This window comes from Kitasatospora sp. NPDC001119 (assembly GCF_053598475.1).
In genome coordinates this window covers 202,898-222,653 of the sequence record NZ_JBSFKI010000006.1, presented here as the reverse complement: position 1 = coordinate 222,653, position 19,756 = coordinate 202,898, and the positions used below count along the sequence as shown (strand labels likewise).

The 19,756-nt window shown below is 73.1% G+C and carries 19 protein-coding genes; 9 read left to right on the top strand and 10 right to left on the bottom strand.

What is annotated here, in order from left to right; all coding sequences use genetic code 11:
- Positions 1-46: 46 nt before the first annotated feature.
- The 4 genes from ACWDD9_RS09985 to ACWDD9_RS09970 form a co-directional block, all read right to left on the bottom strand.
- A complete protein-coding gene (locus ACWDD9_RS09985) occupies positions 47-1,336 on the bottom strand; it encodes a serine hydrolase domain-containing protein (protein ID WP_449811305.1) in 1,290 nt (429 codons plus the stop codon).
- 301 nt (positions 1,337-1,637) lie between these two features.
- The gene (locus ACWDD9_RS09980; RefSeq protein ID WP_049660170.1) at positions 1,638-1,910 is read right to left on the bottom strand and encodes a hypothetical protein; all 273 of its coding nucleotides are present in this window, start codon (positions 1,908-1,910) and stop codon (positions 1,638-1,640) included.
- A 190-nt stretch (positions 1,911-2,100) separates the two neighbouring features.
- A complete protein-coding gene (locus tag ACWDD9_RS09975; RefSeq protein ID WP_049660172.1) occupies positions 2,101-2,367 on the bottom strand; it encodes a UBP-type zinc finger domain-containing protein in 267 nt (88 codons plus the stop codon).
- Between the two features lie 38 nt (positions 2,368-2,405).
- Positions 2,406-3,332: a helix-turn-helix transcriptional regulator gene (locus tag ACWDD9_RS09970; protein WP_449811304.1), complete on the bottom strand. Its 927-nt coding sequence runs from the start codon at positions 3,330-3,332 to the stop codon at positions 2,406-2,408.
- A gap of 195 nt (positions 3,333-3,527) precedes the next feature.
- On the opposite strand from ACWDD9_RS09970, the gene ACWDD9_RS09965 reads away from it, so the two are divergent.
- The gene (locus ACWDD9_RS09965; RefSeq protein ID WP_049660175.1) at positions 3,528-4,289 is read left to right on the top strand and encodes an SDR family oxidoreductase; all 762 of its coding nucleotides are present in this window, start codon (positions 3,528-3,530) and stop codon (positions 4,287-4,289) included.
- 68 nt (positions 4,290-4,357) lie between these two features.
- Positions 4,358-7,126, top strand: coding sequence for a lysylphosphatidylglycerol synthase domain-containing protein (locus tag ACWDD9_RS09960; RefSeq protein WP_449811303.1), 2,769 nt, complete (start codon positions 4,358-4,360; stop codon positions 7,124-7,126).
- Between the two features lie 43 nt (positions 7,127-7,169).
- On the opposite strand, the gene ACWDD9_RS09955 is transcribed toward ACWDD9_RS09960, so the two are convergent.
- Entirely contained in the window at positions 7,170-7,370 is a 201-nt protein-coding gene (locus tag ACWDD9_RS09955) for a hypothetical protein (protein WP_380775683.1), read from the bottom strand.
- 229 nt (positions 7,371-7,599) lie between these two features.
- Between ACWDD9_RS09955 and ACWDD9_RS09950 the strand changes: the two genes are divergently transcribed.
- From ACWDD9_RS09950 to ACWDD9_RS09940, 3 genes are all read left to right on the top strand, one after another.
- A complete protein-coding gene (locus ACWDD9_RS09950; protein ID WP_449811302.1) occupies positions 7,600-8,130 on the top strand; it encodes a carboxymuconolactone decarboxylase family protein in 531 nt (176 codons plus the stop codon).
- 182 nt (positions 8,131-8,312) lie between these two features.
- On the top strand, positions 8,313-8,957 hold the full coding sequence (locus ACWDD9_RS09945) for a class I SAM-dependent methyltransferase (RefSeq protein WP_049654410.1): 645 nt from the start codon (positions 8,313-8,315) through the stop codon (positions 8,955-8,957).
- The gene (locus ACWDD9_RS09940) at positions 8,954-9,538 is read left to right on the top strand and encodes a TrmH family RNA methyltransferase (RefSeq protein ID WP_449811301.1); all 585 of its coding nucleotides are present in this window, start codon (positions 8,954-8,956) and stop codon (positions 9,536-9,538) included. The genes ACWDD9_RS09945 and ACWDD9_RS09940 overlap by 4 nt, the downstream gene beginning before the upstream one ends.
- 136 nt (positions 9,539-9,674) lie before the next feature.
- On the opposite strand, the gene ACWDD9_RS09935 is transcribed toward ACWDD9_RS09940, so the two are convergent.
- The 3 genes from ACWDD9_RS09935 to ACWDD9_RS09925 all read right to left on the bottom strand — a co-directional run bounded on the left by ACWDD9_RS09935 (position 9,675) and on the right by ACWDD9_RS09925 (position 12,744).
- Positions 9,675-11,342, bottom strand: a complete 1,668-nt coding sequence (locus tag ACWDD9_RS09935) for a hypothetical protein (protein WP_449811300.1) — start codon at positions 11,340-11,342, stop codon at positions 9,675-9,677.
- An 83-nt stretch (positions 11,343-11,425) separates the two neighbouring features.
- Positions 11,426-12,328 (bottom strand): ABC transporter ATP-binding protein, encoded by a 903-nt coding sequence (locus tag ACWDD9_RS09930; protein WP_449811299.1) that lies wholly within the window; start codon positions 12,326-12,328, stop codon positions 11,426-11,428.
- A gap of 32 nt (positions 12,329-12,360) precedes the next feature.
- Positions 12,361-12,744, bottom strand: coding sequence for a hypothetical protein (locus ACWDD9_RS09925; protein ID WP_049654416.1), 384 nt, complete (start codon positions 12,742-12,744; stop codon positions 12,361-12,363).
- Between the two features lie 240 nt (positions 12,745-12,984).
- On the opposite strand from ACWDD9_RS09925, the gene ACWDD9_RS09920 reads away from it, so the two are divergent.
- Positions 12,985-14,337, top strand: coding sequence for a sensor histidine kinase (locus ACWDD9_RS09920; RefSeq protein ID WP_234348490.1), 1,353 nt, complete (start codon positions 12,985-12,987; stop codon positions 14,335-14,337).
- A complete protein-coding gene (locus ACWDD9_RS09915) occupies positions 14,289-14,933 on the top strand; it encodes a LuxR C-terminal-related transcriptional regulator (protein WP_449811298.1) in 645 nt (214 codons plus the stop codon). The genes ACWDD9_RS09920 and ACWDD9_RS09915 overlap by 49 nt, the downstream gene beginning before the upstream one ends.
- Before the next feature lie 329 nt (positions 14,934-15,262).
- Here the strand turns inward: ACWDD9_RS09915 and ACWDD9_RS09910 are convergent, their stop codons facing one another.
- Complete coding sequence (locus tag ACWDD9_RS09910; protein WP_449811297.1) at positions 15,263-15,967, bottom strand: hypothetical protein; 705 nt, start codon at positions 15,965-15,967, stop codon at positions 15,263-15,265.
- 239 nt (positions 15,968-16,206) lie between these two features.
- Between ACWDD9_RS09910 and ACWDD9_RS09905 the strand changes: the two genes are divergently transcribed.
- The gene (locus ACWDD9_RS09905; RefSeq protein ID WP_449811296.1) at positions 16,207-17,097 is read left to right on the top strand and encodes a DUF5655 domain-containing protein; all 891 of its coding nucleotides are present in this window, start codon (positions 16,207-16,209) and stop codon (positions 17,095-17,097) included.
- A gap of 90 nt (positions 17,098-17,187) precedes the next feature.
- On the opposite strand, the gene ACWDD9_RS09900 is transcribed toward ACWDD9_RS09905, so the two are convergent.
- Positions 17,188-17,934, bottom strand: coding sequence for a DNA-methyltransferase (locus tag ACWDD9_RS09900; RefSeq protein WP_449811295.1), 747 nt, complete (start codon positions 17,932-17,934; stop codon positions 17,188-17,190).
- Positions 17,935-18,570: 636 nt separating this feature from the next.
- On the opposite strand from ACWDD9_RS09900, the gene ACWDD9_RS09895 reads away from it, so the two are divergent.
- Positions 18,571-19,695, top strand: coding sequence for a C40 family peptidase (locus tag ACWDD9_RS09895; protein WP_449811371.1), 1,125 nt, complete (start codon positions 18,571-18,573; stop codon positions 19,693-19,695).
- The last annotated feature ends 61 nt before the right edge of the window (positions 19,696-19,756 follow it).

Below are 19,756 nucleotides of genomic sequence, written 5' to 3'. Positions count from 1 at the left end.
CTCGCGACCGGGTTCGGCCGCTCCGGACGCCCGGGAGCAGCGGGGCTCAGTGCTGCCCGTACGCCTGGCCGGAGCCGAAACCGGTGGTCACCAGCTTCCACAGGGTGGGGAACTCCTCGCCGGTGATGCCGGTCGGGTTGAGCCCGATGACCACGCTGCGGGAGAAGTCGCGGGTGGCGAAGACGCCGGTGGTGTAGCCGGGCCGGGAGCCGTTCTTGCCCCAGACCTCGGTGCCGTTCGGCAGGACGGTGCGCAGCAGGCCGGCCGTGCTGTAGCAGGCGTGCCCGGCGGTCGGGCCGATCTCGCAGTTCTTGTTGTGGTCGTTCGGCAGGTCCGGGACGGCGAACACCTCGGCCTGCTGGGCGGGCCGCAGCAGCCGGCCGCGGTAGAGCGCCTCGAAGAACCGCTCCAGGTCGGCTGCGGAGGAGATCATGCCGCCCTCGGCCCACGGGTACGGGCTCTGCTCGGTGACGTCCACCCGGGCGGTGCTGCCGTCGGCGTTCCGGACGTCCACGTAGCCGGTGGCGTGCGGGCCGCGGATGGTCAGGTCGTCGGCGGCCGGGACGTAGGTGGCGTGCAGGCCGAGCGGGCCGGTGATGCGCCGCCGCACCTGGTCGGCGTAGTCGTCTCCGGTGACCTTCTCGATCACCAGTGCGGCGACGAAGTAGTTGTTGCCGTTGTACTGCTGGGCGGCGCCGGGCTCGAAGCTCCTCGGCTGGGTGAGCATGTCCGCCACCACCTGCTGCGGGCTGTAGGAGACCGCCTTGTGCGCGGCGAACCACGCCGTGCTGCCGTCCCCGGAGGTCATCCCGCCGCCCCCGGGCAGGCCGCTGGTGTGGTTGAGCAACTGCCGTACGGTGACCGGCGGGTAGTCGGCCGGCAGCAGTCCGGGCAGGTACTGCTGGACGGTGCCGTCCAGGTCGACCCTGCCCTCGCCGGCGAGCTGGAGCAGCACCGTCGCGGTGAACACCTTGGTGACGCTGCCGATCCGGAACCGGGCGTTCGCCGGCACGTCCTCCCCCGAGGTGCCGCGCCACCGGGCGTCCTGGCCGCCGACCCGGACCAGCGCACCGGTGACGCCGGCGGGCAGCGAGTGGAGGGTCTCGGCGAGCGACTCCCGGTCCAGCGGACCGGGGCGGGCCGTGGCGGAGGCGGTGGTGTCGACGGCACTCGGAGAGGTGGCCGGGGAGGTAGTCGGGGAGGCGGCCGGGGAGGCAGCCGCGGCCAGGGCCGGGGTCGCGGCGCCGATCGTGGCGACGCCGACGGTGGCGGCGGCGAGCAGCGCGCCGGTCGCCACGAGGACGGACCAACGACCGGTACGGGCAGGGCTGTTCATGGGGAGTCTCTCCAACGGCGGCTCGCCCGGCGGGAGTCGGACCGCCCTGGTCGGCGGCCCGCCCGGCCGACGGCGGCTCGGGCACTCGGACAGGAGAGAGTCTTCGGGACGGCCTCGGGCCGCGACATCCGGGAACGGCCCCGAACCTTCCCCGAGCGCATCCCTGACCACGCGTCAGGGATCAAGGGATCGCGGGTCGGGGTCGGGCGTCGGGGGCGGGCGTCGGGGACATGCGCAGGGGGATCACGCGGCGGGGGCGGGCGGCCGCGATCCGGCCACCCGCCCCCGCACGCGTCGCGACTCAGTGGGCGGAGTGCTTCTCCGCGCCACGGTGCCGGTGCCCCTTGAGCTCGGCGTGCATCGCCGGGGCCGCGTGCGCCGTCGCGCCTGCCGCGTCCCGGCCGCCGTGCCGGAAGGCCTCGCCGACGCCGTACCCGGCGGCGGCGTAGGACATCGAGCCGGCGCTCGGCTCCGGCGCGAGCCTGGTGGGCGGGCTCGCCATGCCCCGGCGCTCCAGCAGGTCCTGGGTGCCCTGGCGGAGCTTGGCGGTGCTGCCGGGCGTTCGCTTGGTCATCGTCGGCCTCCCTTCGTCGGCCTCCGGGCCGGACGGATGCCGGCCGGAGGGGCCGCACGGGCGTTATGTCCGGATTTTATCCGGGTTGCGGGCCCGTGCCACCGCGGAGAAGCCGATCTGCCGCTACGGGGGCAGGGGTGGGCGCCGTACGCGCGGGGGCAGGTGGAGGCGCCGTCCGGGGCCGGCCGCCTCAGCCCATGACCTCGTGGACGAAGCACCAGCGCCAGTCCTCCCCCGGCTCGTACGAGCGGATCACCGGGTGGGAGGAGTTGTGGAAGTGCGCGGTCGCGTGCCGCTGCGGCGAGAAGTCGCAGCAGCCGATGTGACCGCAGTCCAGGCAGATCCGCAGGTGCACCCAGTCCCGGCGGCCCTGCGCCAGGCAGTCGGCGCAACCGTCGGCGGGCGGCCGGGGCTCGATGTCCTGAGGAGCCAGAGCGAGGTCTTCGCAGGCGCTCATGACTGAAAGGCTATGCCGCCCCGGCGCGGATCGCCCGCTCAGGGCGCTTCCGCCCCCTCGGCGGCCGCCCCGTCCGCTCCCGCACCCTCGGTCACCGCTCCCGCGCCCCCGGCCACCGCTCCCGGAGCCGTCCAACTCGCCAGCAGGGCCAGCTTCTGGGCGGTGGGCGAGTCCGCCGGGGCGGTGTAGACGACCAGCAGCTGCTCCGGCGAGCCGTTGACGCCCAGGGTCTCGTAGCCGAAGTCGAGTCCGCCGACCAGCGGGTGGTTCACCTGCTTGACCCCGTGGGTCTTCTCCCGCACCAGGTGGTCCGCCCAGAGCCGGACGAACTCCGCGCTGCGCAGCGACAGTTCGCCCACCAGGGCGGCCAGCTCCGGGTCCTCCGGGTGCAGTCCGGCGTCCCGGCGCAGGAAGGCGACGGTCTCAGCGGCGACCGCGTCCCACTGCCCGTAGTACTCCCGGGCGGACGGGTCGAGGAAGGCGTGCCGGGCCTGGTTGGGCAGGCCGTCCGGGCCGGCGTCGGAACGCGTGGAGAAACCGTTCACCGCGTCGCCCAGCGCGTTCCACGCCAGCACGTCCATCCGGCGGCCCAGCACGAAGGCCGGCACCCCGGTCATCAGGTCCAGCAGCAGCCGCGTCCCCGGCCGGACCCGCTGCCGCCCCCGCACCCGGGCGGCGAAGGCGGCCGGCGCCTTGGGCGGACGGACCAGCGAGCGCAGGTGCGCGGCCTCCACCCCGTCCAGCCGCAGCACCCGGGCCACCGCGTCCAGCACGGCGTCCGAGGCGCTGCCGCCCCGGCCCTGCTCCAGCCGGACGTAGTAGTCGACGCTGACGCCCGCGAGCTGCGCCACCTCCTCCCGGCGCAGGCCCCGCACCCGGCGGCGGCCGTGCGAGGGCAGGCCCACCTCCTCCGGCAGGATGCGAGCCCGGCGCGAGCGGAGGAAGTCCCCCAGGGTGTTCTCCATGCCGGGCAGGGTAGTCCCGGAGGGGTGTCCCGAGGGTGGCACCGGTTTTCCCAGGCTCGCCGGTCCCGGGATGGCCCGTCCCAGGTAGGCCCGTCCCAGGAAGGCGGTGCCCGGGAGGAACGCACCCCTGGGTAGCCGGTCGCGGCCCGCGCAGAGTGGTCGGCGTCAGCCCGGCCGAACCCTCTGGAGCCCCCGATGAGCCACCCGTCCCTCGCCGCCCGCACCGCCGTCGTCACCGGAGCCGCCAGCGGCATGGGCGCCGCCACCGCCCGGCTGCTCGCCGCCTCCGGCGCCCGGGTCGCCCTGCTCGCCCGCCGCACCGAGCGGCTGGACTCCCTCGCCGAGGAGATCGCCGCCGCGGGCGGGCAGGCCCTCGCCGTCACCGCCGACGTCACCGACCAGGCCTCGGTGGACGCCGCCGCGAAGGCCGTCCACGACGCCTACGGCCCGGTCGACCTGGTGGTCAACAACGCCGGGGTGATGCTGCCCAACCCGCTCGCCGACGGCCGGATCGACGAGTGGACCCGCATGGTGGACACCAACCTCACCGGCGCGCTGCGGATCGTCCGCGCCTTCGGCTCCGACCTCACCGCAGCCGCCGCCGAAGGCCGCACCGCCGACCTGGTCAACGTCTCCTCGATCGCCTCGCACGTGGTCTTCCCCGACTACGCGGTGTACGGGGCCACCAAGGCCGCGCTCACCCAGCTGTCCGCCGCCCTGCGCAGCGAGTTCGGCCCGCGCGACGTCCGGGTCAGCGCGATCGAGCCCGGACTGACCGACACCGAACTCGCCGGGCACATCGACAACCCGGTGCTGCGCGAACAGCTCGGCGGCATGTTCGACGCCATCCCGGCCCTCGCGGCCGAGGACGTCGCCGACCTCATCGCGTACACCGTCAGCCGCCCCCGGCACGTCAACCTGCGCCACCTGGTCGTCCTGCCGACCCGCCAGGCCTAAGGCCCCGTCGTACCGGCACTGCGCAATCCCCACTCCTCGCCCACGGGTGGCATGGGAGCATGCCATCCGTGGCGATCGTGACGGGGAGAACGGACGGCGACACCGGCGGGGGCGACCCGGGCGGTGCGCCCGCGCGGCGGAAACGCGGCAGCGGTGACAGCGCCCGCGACGACGAACGGACCGGCGCACCGGCCGACGGCGGCGACGAACGGACCGGGGTACCGGCCGACGGCGGCACCGGAACGGCCACCGCCCGGATACCCGAGCAGACCGGCCCCGGACCCGGCCGGTTCCGGGCCCGCCCGCTGCCCGCCACCGACCGGGTCCGGCAGCCCGTCGCCCTGATCCGGCTGATCGGCGGCCTGTTCGCCATCGCCCTCACCCTGCTGCTCGCCGACTACGCCCGCGCCACCACCGGCGGCATCGCCGCCGACGTCGCCGAGGCGGCCGCGCTGGTGCCGCGCCCGCTGGCGAGCCTGGCCGGCGGGCTCACCACTGCCGCCGTCCTGCTGCTCCCGGTGGGCCTCGCCATCCGCCGGCTGCTGGGCCCCGACCGGCGGCGCGCCGTCCAGCAGGTCTCCGACGGACTGCTCGCCGCCGTCCTCGCGTACGGCGCCACCCTCGGCCTGGACCTGTGGGCCGACGACCTCGCCCCGCTCTCGCTGCTCACCGCGCTCACCCACGCGCTGCCCGACGGCGGACTCGGGCACACCGAGCCCGTCTACGGCTACCTCGCGCCGGTCCTCGCCTTCATGACCGCCTCCGGCAGCCGGGAACGCCGCCTGCCCTGGACCGTCCTCGCCCTCTCCGGCCTCGCCGGACTGACCGGCGGGTACGCCACCCCCACCGCGCTCCTGCTCGGGGTGCTGATCGGCTGGACCGGCGCCCACGGCACCCTGTACGCGGTCGGCACCCCCGACCCCTGCCCCCGGCCCGGCGAGGTCCTGCGCGCCCTGCGCGACAGCGGCCTGCGCCCGGTCGAGGCCCAGCCGGCCGGCCCCGACCGCTACCTGGTCCGACAGGCCGACGACCGCCCCGACCTCGACGTCCAGCTCCTCGACCGGCAGGCCGTCACCGCCGCCGCCGTCCAGCGCGCCTGGCGCCGGCTGCGGCTGCGCACCGCCCCCGACCCGCGCGTCCTGCGCTCCCCCCGCACCGGGCTGGAGCACGAGGCCCTGGTCGCGTACGCGGCCCTCGCGGCCGGCGTCCGCACCCGCCGCATCGCCGCCACCGCCGGCATCGGCCAGGACACCGCCCTCATCGCGTACGAGCGGCTGGCCGGGCGCACCCTGGACGAGCTCCCCGACGAGGAGATCACCGACGAGCTGCTCACCGACGCCTGGCGGCAGCTCGCCCTGCTCCAGCGCCGCGAGATCGCCCACCGCGCGCTCGTCCCCTCCTCCCTGCTGATCGACGACTCGGGCGCGGTGCACCTGGTCGACTTCGCCGACGGCGACATCGCCGCCACCGAACTCGTCCTCCACTGCGACCTCGCCCAGCTCCTCACCACCCTCGCCCTGCGCGCCGGCGCCGCCCGCTCCGTCCGTACGGCCACCGCCGTCCTCGGCCCCGACCCCGTCGGCGCCGCGCTCCCCCTGCTCCAGCCCATCGCCCTCACCCACACCACCCGCCGCGCCCTCAAGCAGCACGCGAAGCACACCGGCGCCCGGGCCGCCGAGCCGTCGGGCGGTGCTCCCGGTGTCGACGTTGCGGCCGAGGCCGGCTCCCCCACCGGCGGCGACGGGCCCGTCGCCACCACCGCTTCCCCGGCGCCCCCGGAGGCCACCACCACCGAGCCCGCCCCCGAGCACCACACCCCCACCCCCAGCGGCCTGCTCGACGAGATCCGCGCCGAGGTCCTGCGCACCCGCCCGCGGGTGGTGGGCCGTCCGGTGCGGCTGGAGCGGCTGCGGCCGCGGACCCTGCTGGTCGTCGTGGGCGGGGTGGTGGCCGGCTGGCTGCTGATCCCGCAGCTGTTCGCGGCGGAGGACAACCCGGTCTCCGCGCTGGCGGACGCCGATCCCTGGTGGCTGCTGCTGGCGCTGGCCGCGGCGGCGGCCAGCCACGTCGCGGCGGCGATGGGCTTCGTGGGCTTCGTCCCGGAACGGCTGGACTTCCGCAACGCGGTACTGGCGCAGGTGGCCGGGTCGTTCGTGAAGCTGGTGTCGCCCGGCGGCGTCGGCGGGATCGCGCTGAACACCCGCCTGTTGCAGCGGGCCGGGATCCCGACCGCGCAGGCGCTGTCCAGCGTCGGCGTCGGGAACCTGATCGGGCTGGTGCTGCACCTGTTGCAGCTCGGCGCCTTCGTCTACCTCCTGGACTTCGTCCCGGGCAGCTCCGAGCTGGACGCGCTGCCCGCGGTGGTCGGCGGGTTGGCGGGGGCGGCGGCGCTGCTCGCGGTGGTGTCGGCGATCCCGGCGGCCCGGCGGTGGCTGGCGACGCGGCTGCGGCCGCTGACGGCCGAGGTGGTGCCGCGCCTGCTGGACCTGCTGCGCAGCCCGTCCAAACTGGCGGTGGGGGTGACCGGGCAGCTGCTGGTGTCGATCTGCCTGATCACCTGCCTGTACTGCTGTGTCCGGGCGATCGGCCGGGAGCCGTCCTTCGCCGCGGTCGCGGTGGTGTTCCTGGTGGGCAACGCGGTGGGCAGCGCGGCGCCGACCCCGGGCGGGGCCGGTGCGGTGGACGGGATGCTGCTCACGCTGCTCCAGCAGACCACGTCGATGGAGCCGGGCGGCGAGCTGGCCGCGGTGGCGCTGTTCCGCCTGCTGACGCTGATCCTGCCGGTGCTGCCGGGCTGGGCGGCCCTGGCCTGGCTGCAACGGCGCCGGGCCCTGTAGCCGCTCCGGGCCCTCTGCTCCCGCTCCGCTCCCGGGGAACCCGCTACTCCCGGTACTCCTCCTCGTCGTGCCGGACCGGCTGGGTCTGTTCCACGACGTCCGCGACGTTGGTCGCCGGGTCCGCGCCGACGGCCCGGCGTTCGGCCACCTCGTCGTACGTGTCGCCCTCGGGTGCCGGCTCGTCGGGCTCGACGGTCTCGGCGGTCTCGTCGATCAGGTATTCCTCGTGCTGTTCCTGCGGCATGGCATCCGTCCTCACTGTTCGGAGGCCTTCACGGGCATTCGGAGGCCTTCACGGGCCCGGCTGGCGTACTCGCAGTATCCGCCGCCCGGCGCCGGGACGCGACGCGCCGACGACGCTCCGGCGTTGCCGGGACTCCGGCGGACCCCCGGCCGACCGGCCTGATTGACCCACGAAACAGCATCGTGAATGACCCAGAGGACGGGTGCATTCCGCTCCTAGGGTCGTAGCCATGACGACGAACGAGAGCACCCGGGCCACCGAAGCCACCCGGACCACCCGGACCGCCCGGACCACCCGGACCACCGAGGCCCTCGCGGGCACCGCCCGCCTCGACTACGCCCGCACCGCCCCCAAGGTGTTCCGCGCGATGATCGCCCTGGACGCCGCCGCCCGCGAGGGCCTCGACCCGGCCCTGGTCGAGCTCGTCCAGATGCGCACCTCCCAGCTGAACGGCTGCGCGTACTGCCTGGACATGCACGCCAAGGACGCCCGCAAGGCCGGCGAGACCGACGAGCGGATCTACCTGCTGCCGGTCTGGCCGGACGCCCCCGCCGGGGTGTACACCGAGCGCGAGCGGGCCGCCCTGGCCCTGGCCGAGGAGGTCGCCCGGATCGACGGCGGCGTCTCGGACGCGGTGTACGCCCGGGCCGCCGCACACTTCACGGAGGCCGAGCTGGCGCAGCTGATATCGGTCTGCTTCACCATCAACGCCTGGAACCGCATCAACGTGGCCACCCGCAAGACCCCCGGCGCCGCCTGACCGCGCCCACCGTCCGCGCCGCACGGCCGTCCGCACCGTCGTCCGCACCATCGTTCCCGAGCCGCGTCCCGGGCGGCGGCCGGAACGCCGTCCGGGCCACCGGGGGTACGATCGGTGCCGTACAAAGGGCTAACCCACACCCACCCGGTGGCCCCGAGGCCCATACGAACGACGGGGAAATCATGTCCGGCTCGCACTACTTCACCGGTGCACCCGAGGTCGCCAGCGACCGCCGGCCGATCACGGTCTCCCTGCCGGACCTCACCCTGGAACTGACCACCGACACCGGGGTGTTCTCCCGCACCCGGCTCGACCCGTGCACCCGGATCCTGCTGGAGCACGCCCCGCAGCCGCGGGTGCGCGGCCCGATCCTGGACATCGGCTGCGGCTACGGTCCGATCGCGCTGACCTGGGCGAGCCGCCGCAAGCGCCTCCCGGTCTGGGCGGTGGACGTCAACGAGCGCGCCCTGGAGCTGGTCCGGCTGAACGCCGAGGCGCTGGGGCTCGGCAACGTCCAGGCCTCCCTGCCCGACGACGTCCCCGAGGACGTCCGCTTCGCCACCATCTACTCCAACCCTCCGATCCGGATCGGCAAGGCCGCGCTGCGCCGCCTGCTCACGCACTGGCTCGACCGGCTGACCCCGGACGGCTCGGCGTTCCTGGTGGTGCAGAAGCACCTGGGCTCGGACTCGCTCCAGAAGTGGCTGAACGAGCAGGGCTACCCGACCAGTCGGGTCACGTCGGTCAACGGGTGCCGGATTCTGGAAGCGCGGCCCCGCCCCGAGGTGGGCGAGGGCTCCGAGAGTGGACGAGGTACGACGACGTGAAGCAGCTGCGCGGGACCGAACTGAAGCGTCTGCACCGCTCGTGGCGGCGCAGCAACGAGTTCCGGCTCGCGATGATCCTGGAGAACCTCCAGTCGCCGTTCAACGTCGGCTCGGTGGTCCGCACCGGCGCGGCGATGGGCGCCGAGAAGCTGTACCTGGTCGGGGACACCCCGTCGGTGCGCTCCTCCGGCGCGCAGAAGGCCGCGATGGGCACCGACAAGTACCTGAAGGTGGAGCACTTCCCGACCATCGCCGAGGCGGTCGCGGCGGCCAAGGCGGACGGCTTCAAGGTCGTCGGCCTGGAGCTGGCGGACGAGGCGGTGCCGATGTTCGCCGCCGAGCTGACCCCGGCGGTGGCCTTCATGCTCGGGCACGAGGACCGCGGGATCACCCCCGAGGCACTGGCGCTCTGCGACCAGGTCGTGTTCGTGCCGCAGCTGGGCCGGGTCGGCTCGCTGAACGTCTCGGCGGCCGCGACGGTGGCCTGCTACGAGGCGCGCCGGCAGGGCTACGCGATCAGCGGCACCCCGGACGGCGACCTCACGGGTGACCTCGCGGGCGACCTCGGCGACGACGAGTAGTAGACGGCGCGCAGGAGACGGCGCGCAGGAGACGGCGAGAAGGAGACGACGGGCAGACGGGCGACACCCCTGGGTGTGCCCCGAAGCCCGAGGACAGCCCGGACCGTCCGCCGACGGCCCGGGCGCCCGTCTCCGGTCAGCCCTTGACGTTCCGTCGGGCGGCGCCGACCAGGAACACCACCGCGAGCATGGCCGCGGACAGCGCCCCGACCAGCAGCGGCCCCGGACCGCCCGGGCTGCCGTTCACGCGCACGGCCCCCATGAAGTCGACGGCGGCGACGTTGTTGACGAGGACCCACCAGAGCGGCAGGTAGACCACCTGGAAGAGCCGGTGGCTCCGGCTCACCACCCCGAGCGCCATGGCCAGCGAGGGGACGAACAGCGCGCCTCCGAGCCAACTGGCCGTCCCCGCACCGTCGCCCGCCGCCAGCATGCGTATCAGCGGGGCGGCACCCGTCACCGCGGTGAGCACCAGCCCGGACGCCCATTCGGCGAGCAGCCTGCGCCGGGCCGACGGGTAGGCCCCGAGCAGCACCTCCAGACCGTTCTCGACCTGCTGACTGCCGAGCCGGGACCAGATCAGGACCGGCCACAGCCACGCCAGGGGCAGGAGCAGGCCGGTGACGGCGTCCATCGGCAGCACGAACCCGGCCACCGTCAGCCCGGCGGCGACCAGCCACCACCAGCGGGAGACGCCCTGCACCAGGATCCGGGCCTCCCCCGCCAGCAGCCGCCCGAACGCCCCGGCCCGCCGCGCTTCGGCCTGCGGCAGGGCGGTCCGCTGCGGTTCGGTCCACTGCGGTTCGGTCCGTAGCCGGGTGTCCGGTACGGTCGGCCAGCGCGCCCCCGCCGTCTCCGTCCCCTCGGCCCCGGACGACTCCCCGGCCACCACCTCCGCGACGGCCCCGGCCCCGGCCCCGGCCCCGGCGGCAGCCGCGCCCCCGGTCGCACCGCCGGAGGCACGCGCCGGATCGAACCTGCCGAACCACAGGGCCGGCAGCAGCGCCAGGCCGATCGCCAGCAGCACCAGGGCCAGCCGCCCGAGGACGAACCCGGCGGACGGGTCGAAGCCGTCCCAGAGGAAGGTGCCCAGCGGCTTGTCGACCTTGGTCAGCCCGAGGCTGAACCCGCCGTCGCCGACCGACTCGTGCCGGGCCTCCAGCGCCGCGCCCATCGACCGCGCGACCTGGTGCACGCCGAGGCCGTCCAGCGGCGCGGAGGCCGACTGCCCGCCGAGCGCGAGCACCATGGCCAGCACGAACCAGACGACGTTCCCGAAGCCGCCCCGCAGCAGCGGCACCGTCTCGAACAGCAGCGCCGCCGCCGCGGTGAGCGCCATCAGGGGCAGCGCGAGCAGCAGGAACGGCACCACCAGGGCTATCGGGTCGACCGCGCGGTCCTCGCCGCGGGCGAGCTGCATCAGCAGCGCGGTGACGGCCAGCACGCCGACCATGGAGGCGAGCACCAGCAGGTTGCTCAGGAACTTGGCCAGGAGGTAGCGGGAGTTGCGCAGCGGGGTGGCGGCGAGGACCTGGCCGACCCCGCTCGCCTCGTCCCGCGCGATGCCGCTGCGCACCACGTAGAAGCCGCCGAAGGTGAGCCAGAGCGCACCGGCCAGGGCCGTGACCGCGCCGACGTAGGCGCTGTTGTAGATGCCCCGGTGGCCGCCCACGTCCATGACCGTCCAGTGGCCGCCGGCGTCCGGTACGGCCAGGTAGCCGAGCCCGACCGCGGCGAGCAGCGTCACCGCGTACACCGGTCGGCGCACCCGGTCCCGGAAGTCGCCGACCGCCAGCTTGGCCAACGCCGACCCGAGCCCCGACCCCGACCCCGACCCCGACCCCGAAGCCGACCCGACCGCCGGACCCGTCACCGTCCCCGTCGCGCTCATCGCCGCACCGCCCGCTGCTCGGTCCGGGCCGAGCCGCCCGGCCGATGGATGACGCCCAGGTAGGCGTCCTCCAGATCCGGCACGACCCGGACCGCGTCGGGCCGCGGCGGCTCGGCGGCGAGCAGCCGCACCCGCACGCCGTTCCCCGTCCGCACCATCCGGCTGACCACGTGGCGGGCCTGGACCTCCAGGAGGTCCGCCGGTGCGACCACCGCCTCCCAGACCTGCCCGTCGATCTCCCGGAGCAGCTCGTCGGGCGCGCCCCGGCGCAGCAGCCGGCCGTTCGCGACCACGGCGATGTCGGAGGCCACCGACTCGACGTCGGAGACGATGTGGGTCGAGAGCATCACGACCCGCTCCGCCGCGAGTTCGCTGAGCAGGTTGCGGAAGCGCACCCGCTCCTCCGGGTCCAGGCCGGCGGTCGGCTCGTCGACCACGATCACCCTGGGGTCGGCCAGCAGGGCCTGCGCGATGCCGACCCGGCGGAGCATGCCGCCCGAGTAGGTGCCGAGCGGGCGCCTGACCGCCTCGGTCAGGTTGACCAGCTGGATCAGCTCGTCGATCCGGGCCCGGGCGGAACGGGCTCCGATCCCCTTGGCGGCCGCCAGGTAGGACAGGAACTCCCGCGAGGTCAGGTTCGGGTAGACCCCGAAGTCCTTTGGCAGGTATCCGAGTTCCCGGCGCAACCGGTCCGGCTCGGCCACCACGTCGGCGCCCTGGTACCGGACCTGCCCGCCCGTGGGCCGGGTGACCGTCGCCACGATGCGCATCAGCGACGACTTCCCGGCGCCGTTCGGCCCCAACAGCCCGACCATTCCCGGCCCGAGGCGCATCGTGACGCCGTCGACGGCCCGCTTGCCGCCCTTGTAGACCTTGATGACATCAACCAGTTCGAGCATGTTCCCCGTCCCTCCGCCAGGAGTCATCGCCTTCACCCCTTGAGCTCCGTCTCGCGCCCGTCCCGCAGGACCGCCACGCCCTTGGGCACCTCGACCCGGTACTTCGTGTCGCAGTTGGCGATCCCCGAGCACCCCGCCCGGAGGTCGAGGACCCCGTCCTTCAGCTCCCAGGAGGCCTTGGCGCTGCCGACCTTGCCGCTGGTCTCGAACCAGCGGGTGACCTTGACGTCCTTCCGGTCGACCGCGACGAGGTCGGCGGGGGCACCGTGCGACACGACGTTCAGCCTTTGGGCGGCGAACTCGAAGGTCCTGTCCTCGGGCGCGGCGTCCATCGCGTCGGCGCAGCCGGCGAGCGACAGCAGCGCGGCCACCACGAGAACGACCGGCCCGTATCCGGTTCTCGTACGTCGGTCCACGTCGTCCTCTTTGCGGTCGGGGTCGGATGCGCCGCTCCGGGCGCGTTTCCTGGGGCACATGAGCACGCTCGTAAGCCTGGCCGGTCCGCGGGCTTCTGCCATCTGCCGTTCGGCAGATATCCCGTATGACCAAAGGGGGAGTTTCTCCCACCGACAAGGCCTCCCCGCAGTCGTCAGAATGGCCTCACGGGCCGGCGCGACCGGGCCGCACAACGGCACCACCGGGAGGGGATCGCGTCCGTGAACAGCACGATGCACAACGGGGAAGGCCCGGCGCCGAGCGAGGAGGGCACCACACCGAACAGGGCCACGGGCTTCTCGGTGTCCACCGGACTCACCGCCCTCCGGCGGTCCCTGACCCTCAGTCGGCTCTCCGCCCTCGCCCTCGTCCACTCCCTCGGCGTCACGTGCGCGATCTCCCTCGTCGGGCCGGGCCTCGGCCTGGTCCCCCGCGCCATGGCCGGGGTGCGCGACCTGGCCGACCGTCAGCGCGCCCTGGCCGCCGAGTGGTCCGACGTCCGGTTCCCCGGACCGCCCGGCCCGCTGCCGCCGGTGCCCGAGTGGGCCTCCGGCATCCTCGCCCGCTACCGCTGGATCACCCGCGACCCGCAGACCCGTCGGGAGTTCTGCTGGGTCTTCGCCGAGCCGTTCGTCGGCAGCCTGCTCGCCTTCCTGCCGGTCGCCGTCCTGCTCAACGGCCTCTGGGGCGTCTTCCTGGCCTTCTTCGGCGTCCAGCTGTCCACCGAGTGGGACGGCCTCTGGTACCAGTTCATCCCGATCGAGGGCACCGCCACCGCCGTCCTCGCCGGCGTCCTCGGACTGCTCCAATTCCCGCTCGCACTCTGGCTCGCGCCCCGCACGGTCCGCCGGCACGCCCGCCACATCCGCTCGATGCTCGCCCCGGGCGAGCAGGAGCTGCTGGCCGGCCGGATCGCCCACCTGACCGCCACCCGCAGCACCGCCGTCGACACCCGGATGGCCGAGATCCGCCGGATCGAGCGCGACCTGCACGACGGCGCCCAGGCCCGACTGGTCGCGATGGGCATGACCCTGGACGCCGCCGAACACCTCCTGGAGACCGACCCGAAGGCCGTCCGCGCCCTGCTGGTCGAGGCCCGCCAGTCCTCCGCGAAGGCCCTGGAGGAGCTCCGCGACCTGGTCCGCGGCATCCACCCGCCGGTCCTCGCCGACCGCGGACTCACCGACGCGGTACGGGCGTTGGCCATGGTCTGCCCGGTCCCCACCGAGGTCTCGGCGGACCTCCCCGGCCGCCCCGAGATGCCCGTCGAGTCCGCCGCCTACTTCGCCGTCTCGGAGCTCCTCACCAACGTCGTCAAGCACTCCGACGCCGGCCGCGCCGGAATCGAACTCCGCTACGATCGCGGCGTACTGCGCATCACCGTCTCCGACAACGGGCGGGGCGGCGCGGACGCCCGCCGCGGCACCGGCCTGCGCGGCGTCGAACGGCGGCTCGCCACCTTCGACGGGGTCGTCGCCGTCAGCAGTCCCCCCGACGGTCCGACCACGGTGACCCTGGAGCTTCCGTGCGCATTGTCCTCGCCGAAGACCACTTCCTCCTCCGGGACGGCCTGATCCGCCTCCTCCAGGCCCACGGCCACGAGGTGGTGGCCGCCGTGGACAACGGCCCCGACCTCCTCCGGGCCCTCACCGAGCAGCGGCCGGACGTCTCGATCGTCGACGTCCGGCTGCCGCCGACCTTCACCGACGAGGGCCTGCGCGCCGCCCTCACTGCCCGCCGCACCACCCCCGACCTCCCCGTCCTGCTCCTCTCCCAGTACGTCGAACCCCTCTACGCCCGCGAACTCCTCGCCACCGGCGGCCACGCCGTCGGCTACCTGCTCAAGGACCGCGTCACCAACGGCACCCAGTTCCTCGACGCCATCCACCGCGTCGCCGCCGGCGGCACCGCCATGGACCCCCAGGTCGTCACCCAACTCCTGGTCCGCAAGGACCGCGACACCGCCCTCTCCACCCTCACTCCCCGCGAACGCGAAGTCCTCGAATCCCTCGCCCAGGGCCGCTCCAACACCGGCATCGCCCAATCCCTCTTCATCACCGAGAAGGCCGTCGCCAAGCACATCACCAACATCTTCACCAAGCTCGGCCTCCACCCCACCGACACCGCCAACCGCCGCATCCTGGCCGTCCTCACCTACCTCGACCAGTAACCCCCGCCCCCGGGGGCACGCAAAAAGGCCCAGGTCAGAAATCTCTGACCTGGGCCTTCACAGAGCCGCCTGCGGGATTCGAACCCGCGACCTACGCATTACGAGACCATGAGGGTTCATGTTGCGTGGTGTCGCCCCGTGCCGTCTCGTGACGTTTTGCCTGATCAAAGCATGTGCGGCAGGTTGACCCCTGCTGCCCCATGTTGCACCGTCCAAAGGCGTCCGTCCACCGGCTGTCCACCGGGGGTCCCCCCGTGGGGCTGGACGGGGCGATTTGCAGGGTTGTTCCTTCCCTACAAGCACCCCGAACCCCTGAGCGACCAAGCTTCTCAGCTACACGGCACAGTCTCGAAGGGCCAGGCTGAGACCTCAACCGTGAGGCGGCTCCCGTCTTCCCCCGCCATGATCAAGGCCACCACCGGCAGGGTCGCTGCAAGGTTCACTCCGTTGGCCTCCGCCTGCTGCTTCGCCTCAGCCCGCGCCTGTTCCATCGCCGGCACCCAGGACTCCGGCACCGCCACTGGTTGCGCCAGCAGAAGGACCTGGCCCCCATTCGCGAGCGGAATCCGGCCGACCTCGGTCAGCGCCGTGTCCCACTTCACAGGCGGAGCCGACGCTTCCCCGAGCAGCACCATGACGGCGACACCGTGGCCGGGCCCGGCAGCCGGGAGCAACGTGATCTTCTTCGTCTCGGCTGGGTAGGTCTGGAGTTCCGACTCAGGCATGACGATCGTGTACCCGAGTGTCCAGCCCGGCGCCATGGGCTCGCCCGAGGGTTCAAACTTGTCGAAGGCTCGGTCCTCGCCAGCCGCAAGGACCCCGGACGCAGCCGCGTCGCTCAGGAAGGCATGCCGCCACTTGCCTGATTCGTGGAGGCTCACCTTGATCCGTCCCGCGATGGGGCGGGCGGCGATGTACACGTCCGAGCTTCCGGAGTTGGCGAAGACCGTCCATGAGGACGACCTGCGCCCGTCTGCGGCCACGGTCTGGAACCGAAGCTGTCCACCTGTCTTCGTCGCCACCTGCGATGCCAACTCGCCATCTCCTCAGCTGTTTGCACCAGCCACCGCAGTCACGAGGGCTTCGAGCGGCTAACGCGCGGAGCCGGCTTCCAGTGCCCTGAACTGTCACGCCTCGGCCGGGCGGCCCACCTTTGACGCATCAGATCCGGAATACGGGAGTGCTGTTTTCGATTGGCTCCTTCGTACGATCGTGCGAAGGGGGCTGGGTGAGCGATCTCAAGGTGTTCCGGCTCGGGGCGGACGGCCGGGACGTGGAGCTGCGCAGCTCGACGGTGGCGCTGGAGGTGCAGTTGCAGCGCCGGGTGGAGGCGAGCATGGAGGCGATGCTCGGCATCCGGTTCCTGGCGTCGGAGTACCCGACCGGTCCGTGGCATCGGGGTCGGGTGGACTCGCTGGGCCTGGACGAGAACGGCGTGCCGGTCGTGATCGAGTTCAAGAAGGGCAACGACAGCGGGGTCGTGTCGCAGGCGGTCTCGTACCTCACGTGGGTGAAGAGCAGCCGCCACGAGTTCGAGGCGCTCGTCCGGGAGAAGCTGGGGTCGGAGGCGGCCGAGTCCGTCGACTGGCGTTCGCCCCGGGCGTTGTGCATCGCGGCCGGGTTCTCGCACCATGACCGGGTTGCCGTTGGTGACCTGGGTCGGCAGTGGCCGATCGAGCTGGTCCGTTACCGGGTCTTCGACGGCGGGCTGCTGAGCCTGCAGCGGGTCGAGCCGGTCTCCGCCGCCGTCAGCCTCGCAGCCTCGCGCAGATCGACCACGCCTTCGGTGCCGGCGGCTGCCGCCGAGGCTGCCGAGCTGCCGGTCGTCGGCGACGTACCGGAGTGTCTCCGGGATCTGTACGGCGAGCTGGACGAGGTGCTCACCGCGTCGGGCGAGGTGGAGACCGTCGTTCTCAAGCACTACATCGCTTACCGGCGGCTGCAGAACGTGGCGAGCGTGATCTTCCGGCCTTCGGTTTCGCGCCGGGTGATCCTGGTGTACCTGCGGCTGGACCCGGACACGGTGGAGCTGGAGGAGGGCTTCACGCGCGACATGCGCGGGATCGGGCACCTGGGCACCGGGGACCTGGAGGTGCGGATCGCCTCGGCGGCCGACCTCAAGAAGGCGGGACCGCTGATCGAGCGGGCGGTTCAGGCGGCCTGACGGAACGGCGAGGGCGGCTGGAGCTTCATGCTCCGGCCGCCCTTCTGTGTCTGCAGGTCGGTCGGTGCCGGCCGTTCGGCGGTCTCACGATCACGCCTCCGGTCCGGCGAGGACGAAGTCGTCCTGCGTCAGTTCGGCGCGCAGGCGCTGTTCGGCGACGTCGGCGTAGTGCGGCGAGAGTTCGGCACCGACGAATCGCCGGCCTTCGCGTAGGGCGGCGACGCCGGTCGAGCCGCTGCCGGTGAACGGGTCGAGGACCACGCCGTTCTCGGGGCAGATCTGGACGAGCTGCTGCATGATCTCCAGCGGCTTCTGGGTGATGTGGACCCGGTCCTTGCGGGGCTGGCTCGCGATGAAGTGGCCGGGCAGGTAGAGGTCCCGGCTGTTGTCGAGGTTGCCCTTGACGCCCCAGATGATGAACTCCGCGCTCTGCTTGAAGCCGCCCTTACGCGGACGGCTGGCGGGCTTGATCCAGGGGATGGTGCCCTGCCACGTCCACCCGGCCATCTGCAGCGCGTCGCTGGTGGTGGGCTCCTGTCGCCAGTCGGAGAAGACCATCGCCACCGAGTGCTCGGTGCTCGCCCGGTACGCCTCGGTCAGCAGCTCGGTGAGCCAGGACCGGTAGGAGCGCTGGTCGCGGTTCTCGCCGGGGAACGTCTTCAGGTCGTGGGCGCTGTTGCTGGTCACGTACTTGGCGCGGGCGTCACGGCTGGTTCGCTCGGAACTGGTCCGGCCGCCCGAGTTGTACGGCGGGTCGGTGATCACCGCGTTGACGCTCTCGTCGGGCAGGGACTTCAGGACGGTGAGAGCGTCGCCTCGGTGCAGCTTGTAGCTCATGGGTTCTTCCTTCAGGGCGTGGTTGGGCCCGCTCCGGGCGGCGCCCGGCGGCAGCCGCCGGGAGCGGGGATGTCGAGGAAGGTAGCGGCGATCGGCGGCCGGACCTAACGAGCGGCGACGCAGGTGGGGGCCTGGTCGGGGGTCGTTTGGTGCGGCCGACTTTCGCGTCTACTGTCTCGCCATGCCAACCGGGCAGCAGGCCGAACGGGCCTGGTCCCGGGGCGTGTTGCCCTGTGCTGCCCTGTGTTGCTCTGTCTCGCGGAGTAACGCCGGGGCGGCACCTTCCTTCCCCCGATTCCGAGGAGCGCCTTCGTGTTCCGGCTGAGATTACGAGCGCGGCTGGCTGCCGCGCGTGACCCGAGACCGGCGTCCGGGAGCTACCAACTCCCCTGACCCGGGCCCGCCCTGAGCGAGGGCGGTTTCACAACCGGCGCGGTGCCGGTGACTTCTTCGCACGAGAGTCCGGCACCGCGCCCTCCTACGAATCCCGCAAGGAGCCGCTGCGATGCAGCATGCCCTGGCACACCCGTGCCCTCATCGTCCCCCGCCAACTGCCCTGTACCGCTTCGGCGATCGGCGGCGGCCGTGAAGAAGACCGCTGGCACACTCCTCGGCGTCCTCGCCTTCGGCCCGCTGATGCTGGCCCTGCCGGTGGTGATCGTCGGCGCGGGCAACGCGTCGGCGTCCGCCTGTCCGACCGGCGGCGGTACACAGGCTGTGGACAGTTCCGCCGTCGCGGCTCAGGTGGAGTCGATACTCAAGGGCTCGAGCCCGCTGTCGGCGCCGAACGTGGCCGGCCTGGACAAGCCGGACGAGCAGATCCCGAACGCCAAGACGATCCAGGCCACCGGTGTGGCGATGCACATCCCCGTCCGCGGGCAGATCGTCGCCCTGGCAACAGCCCTCCAGGAGAGCGGACTTCGGAACATCAACTACGGGGACCGCGATTCGCTGGGCCTGTTCCAGCAGCGGCCCTCGCAGGGCTGGGGCACACCGGCGCAGATCATGCAGCCGGTGTACGCCTCGACGAAGTTCTACGAGGCGCTCAACCAGGTCAGCGGTTGGCAGTCGATGACCGTCACCCAGGCCGCCCAGGCGGTGCAGCGCTCGGGCTATCCGGACGCCTACGCCAAGTGGGAGCCCCTGGCGACCGCCCTGCAGAAGGCGATCGAGCCGCTGCTCTCCCCCACCGGCACCGCCCCGCCGCCCGGGGGGAGCCCGACACTGGCGCCGACTCCTTCGGGCACGGCCACCGCGAGCCCCTCGCCGAGCACCGGCGGCTGCGGAACCTCGACGGGCGGCGACGGCACCAACTTCGGGACCATCCCGGCGGGCTCGCTCCCGGCCGGGTACACGATTCCGACCGACGCCCCCCAGCAGGTCCAGACGGCAATCAGGTGGGCGCTCGGCCAACTGGGCACCCCGTACCAGTGGGGCGGGACGTGCGAGAACTCGCACGGGCCGGACCCCATGGGCCGATGCGACTGCTCCTCGCTGATGCAGATGGCCTACAAGGCCGCCGGCGTCTCCCTGGAGCGGACCACCTACGACCAGGTCAAGCAGGGCACGGCCGTCTCGGCGGACGCCCTCAAGCCCGGTGACCTGCTCTTCACCCGGGGCACCGCCGCCGTGCCGGAACACGTCGGGATGTTCATCGGCTCGGGGCTCGTCGTGCAGGCCCCGCACACGGGTGACGTGGTCAAGATCTCGACGCTCGCCGAATGGCGACCGGAGATCCTCGCGGCCCGCCGCGTCGTCTGACCGGCACTTCTCCCCCTCCCTCTCCTCCCCTCCCGGGCTGCCTTCGCATGCCCATATTCGA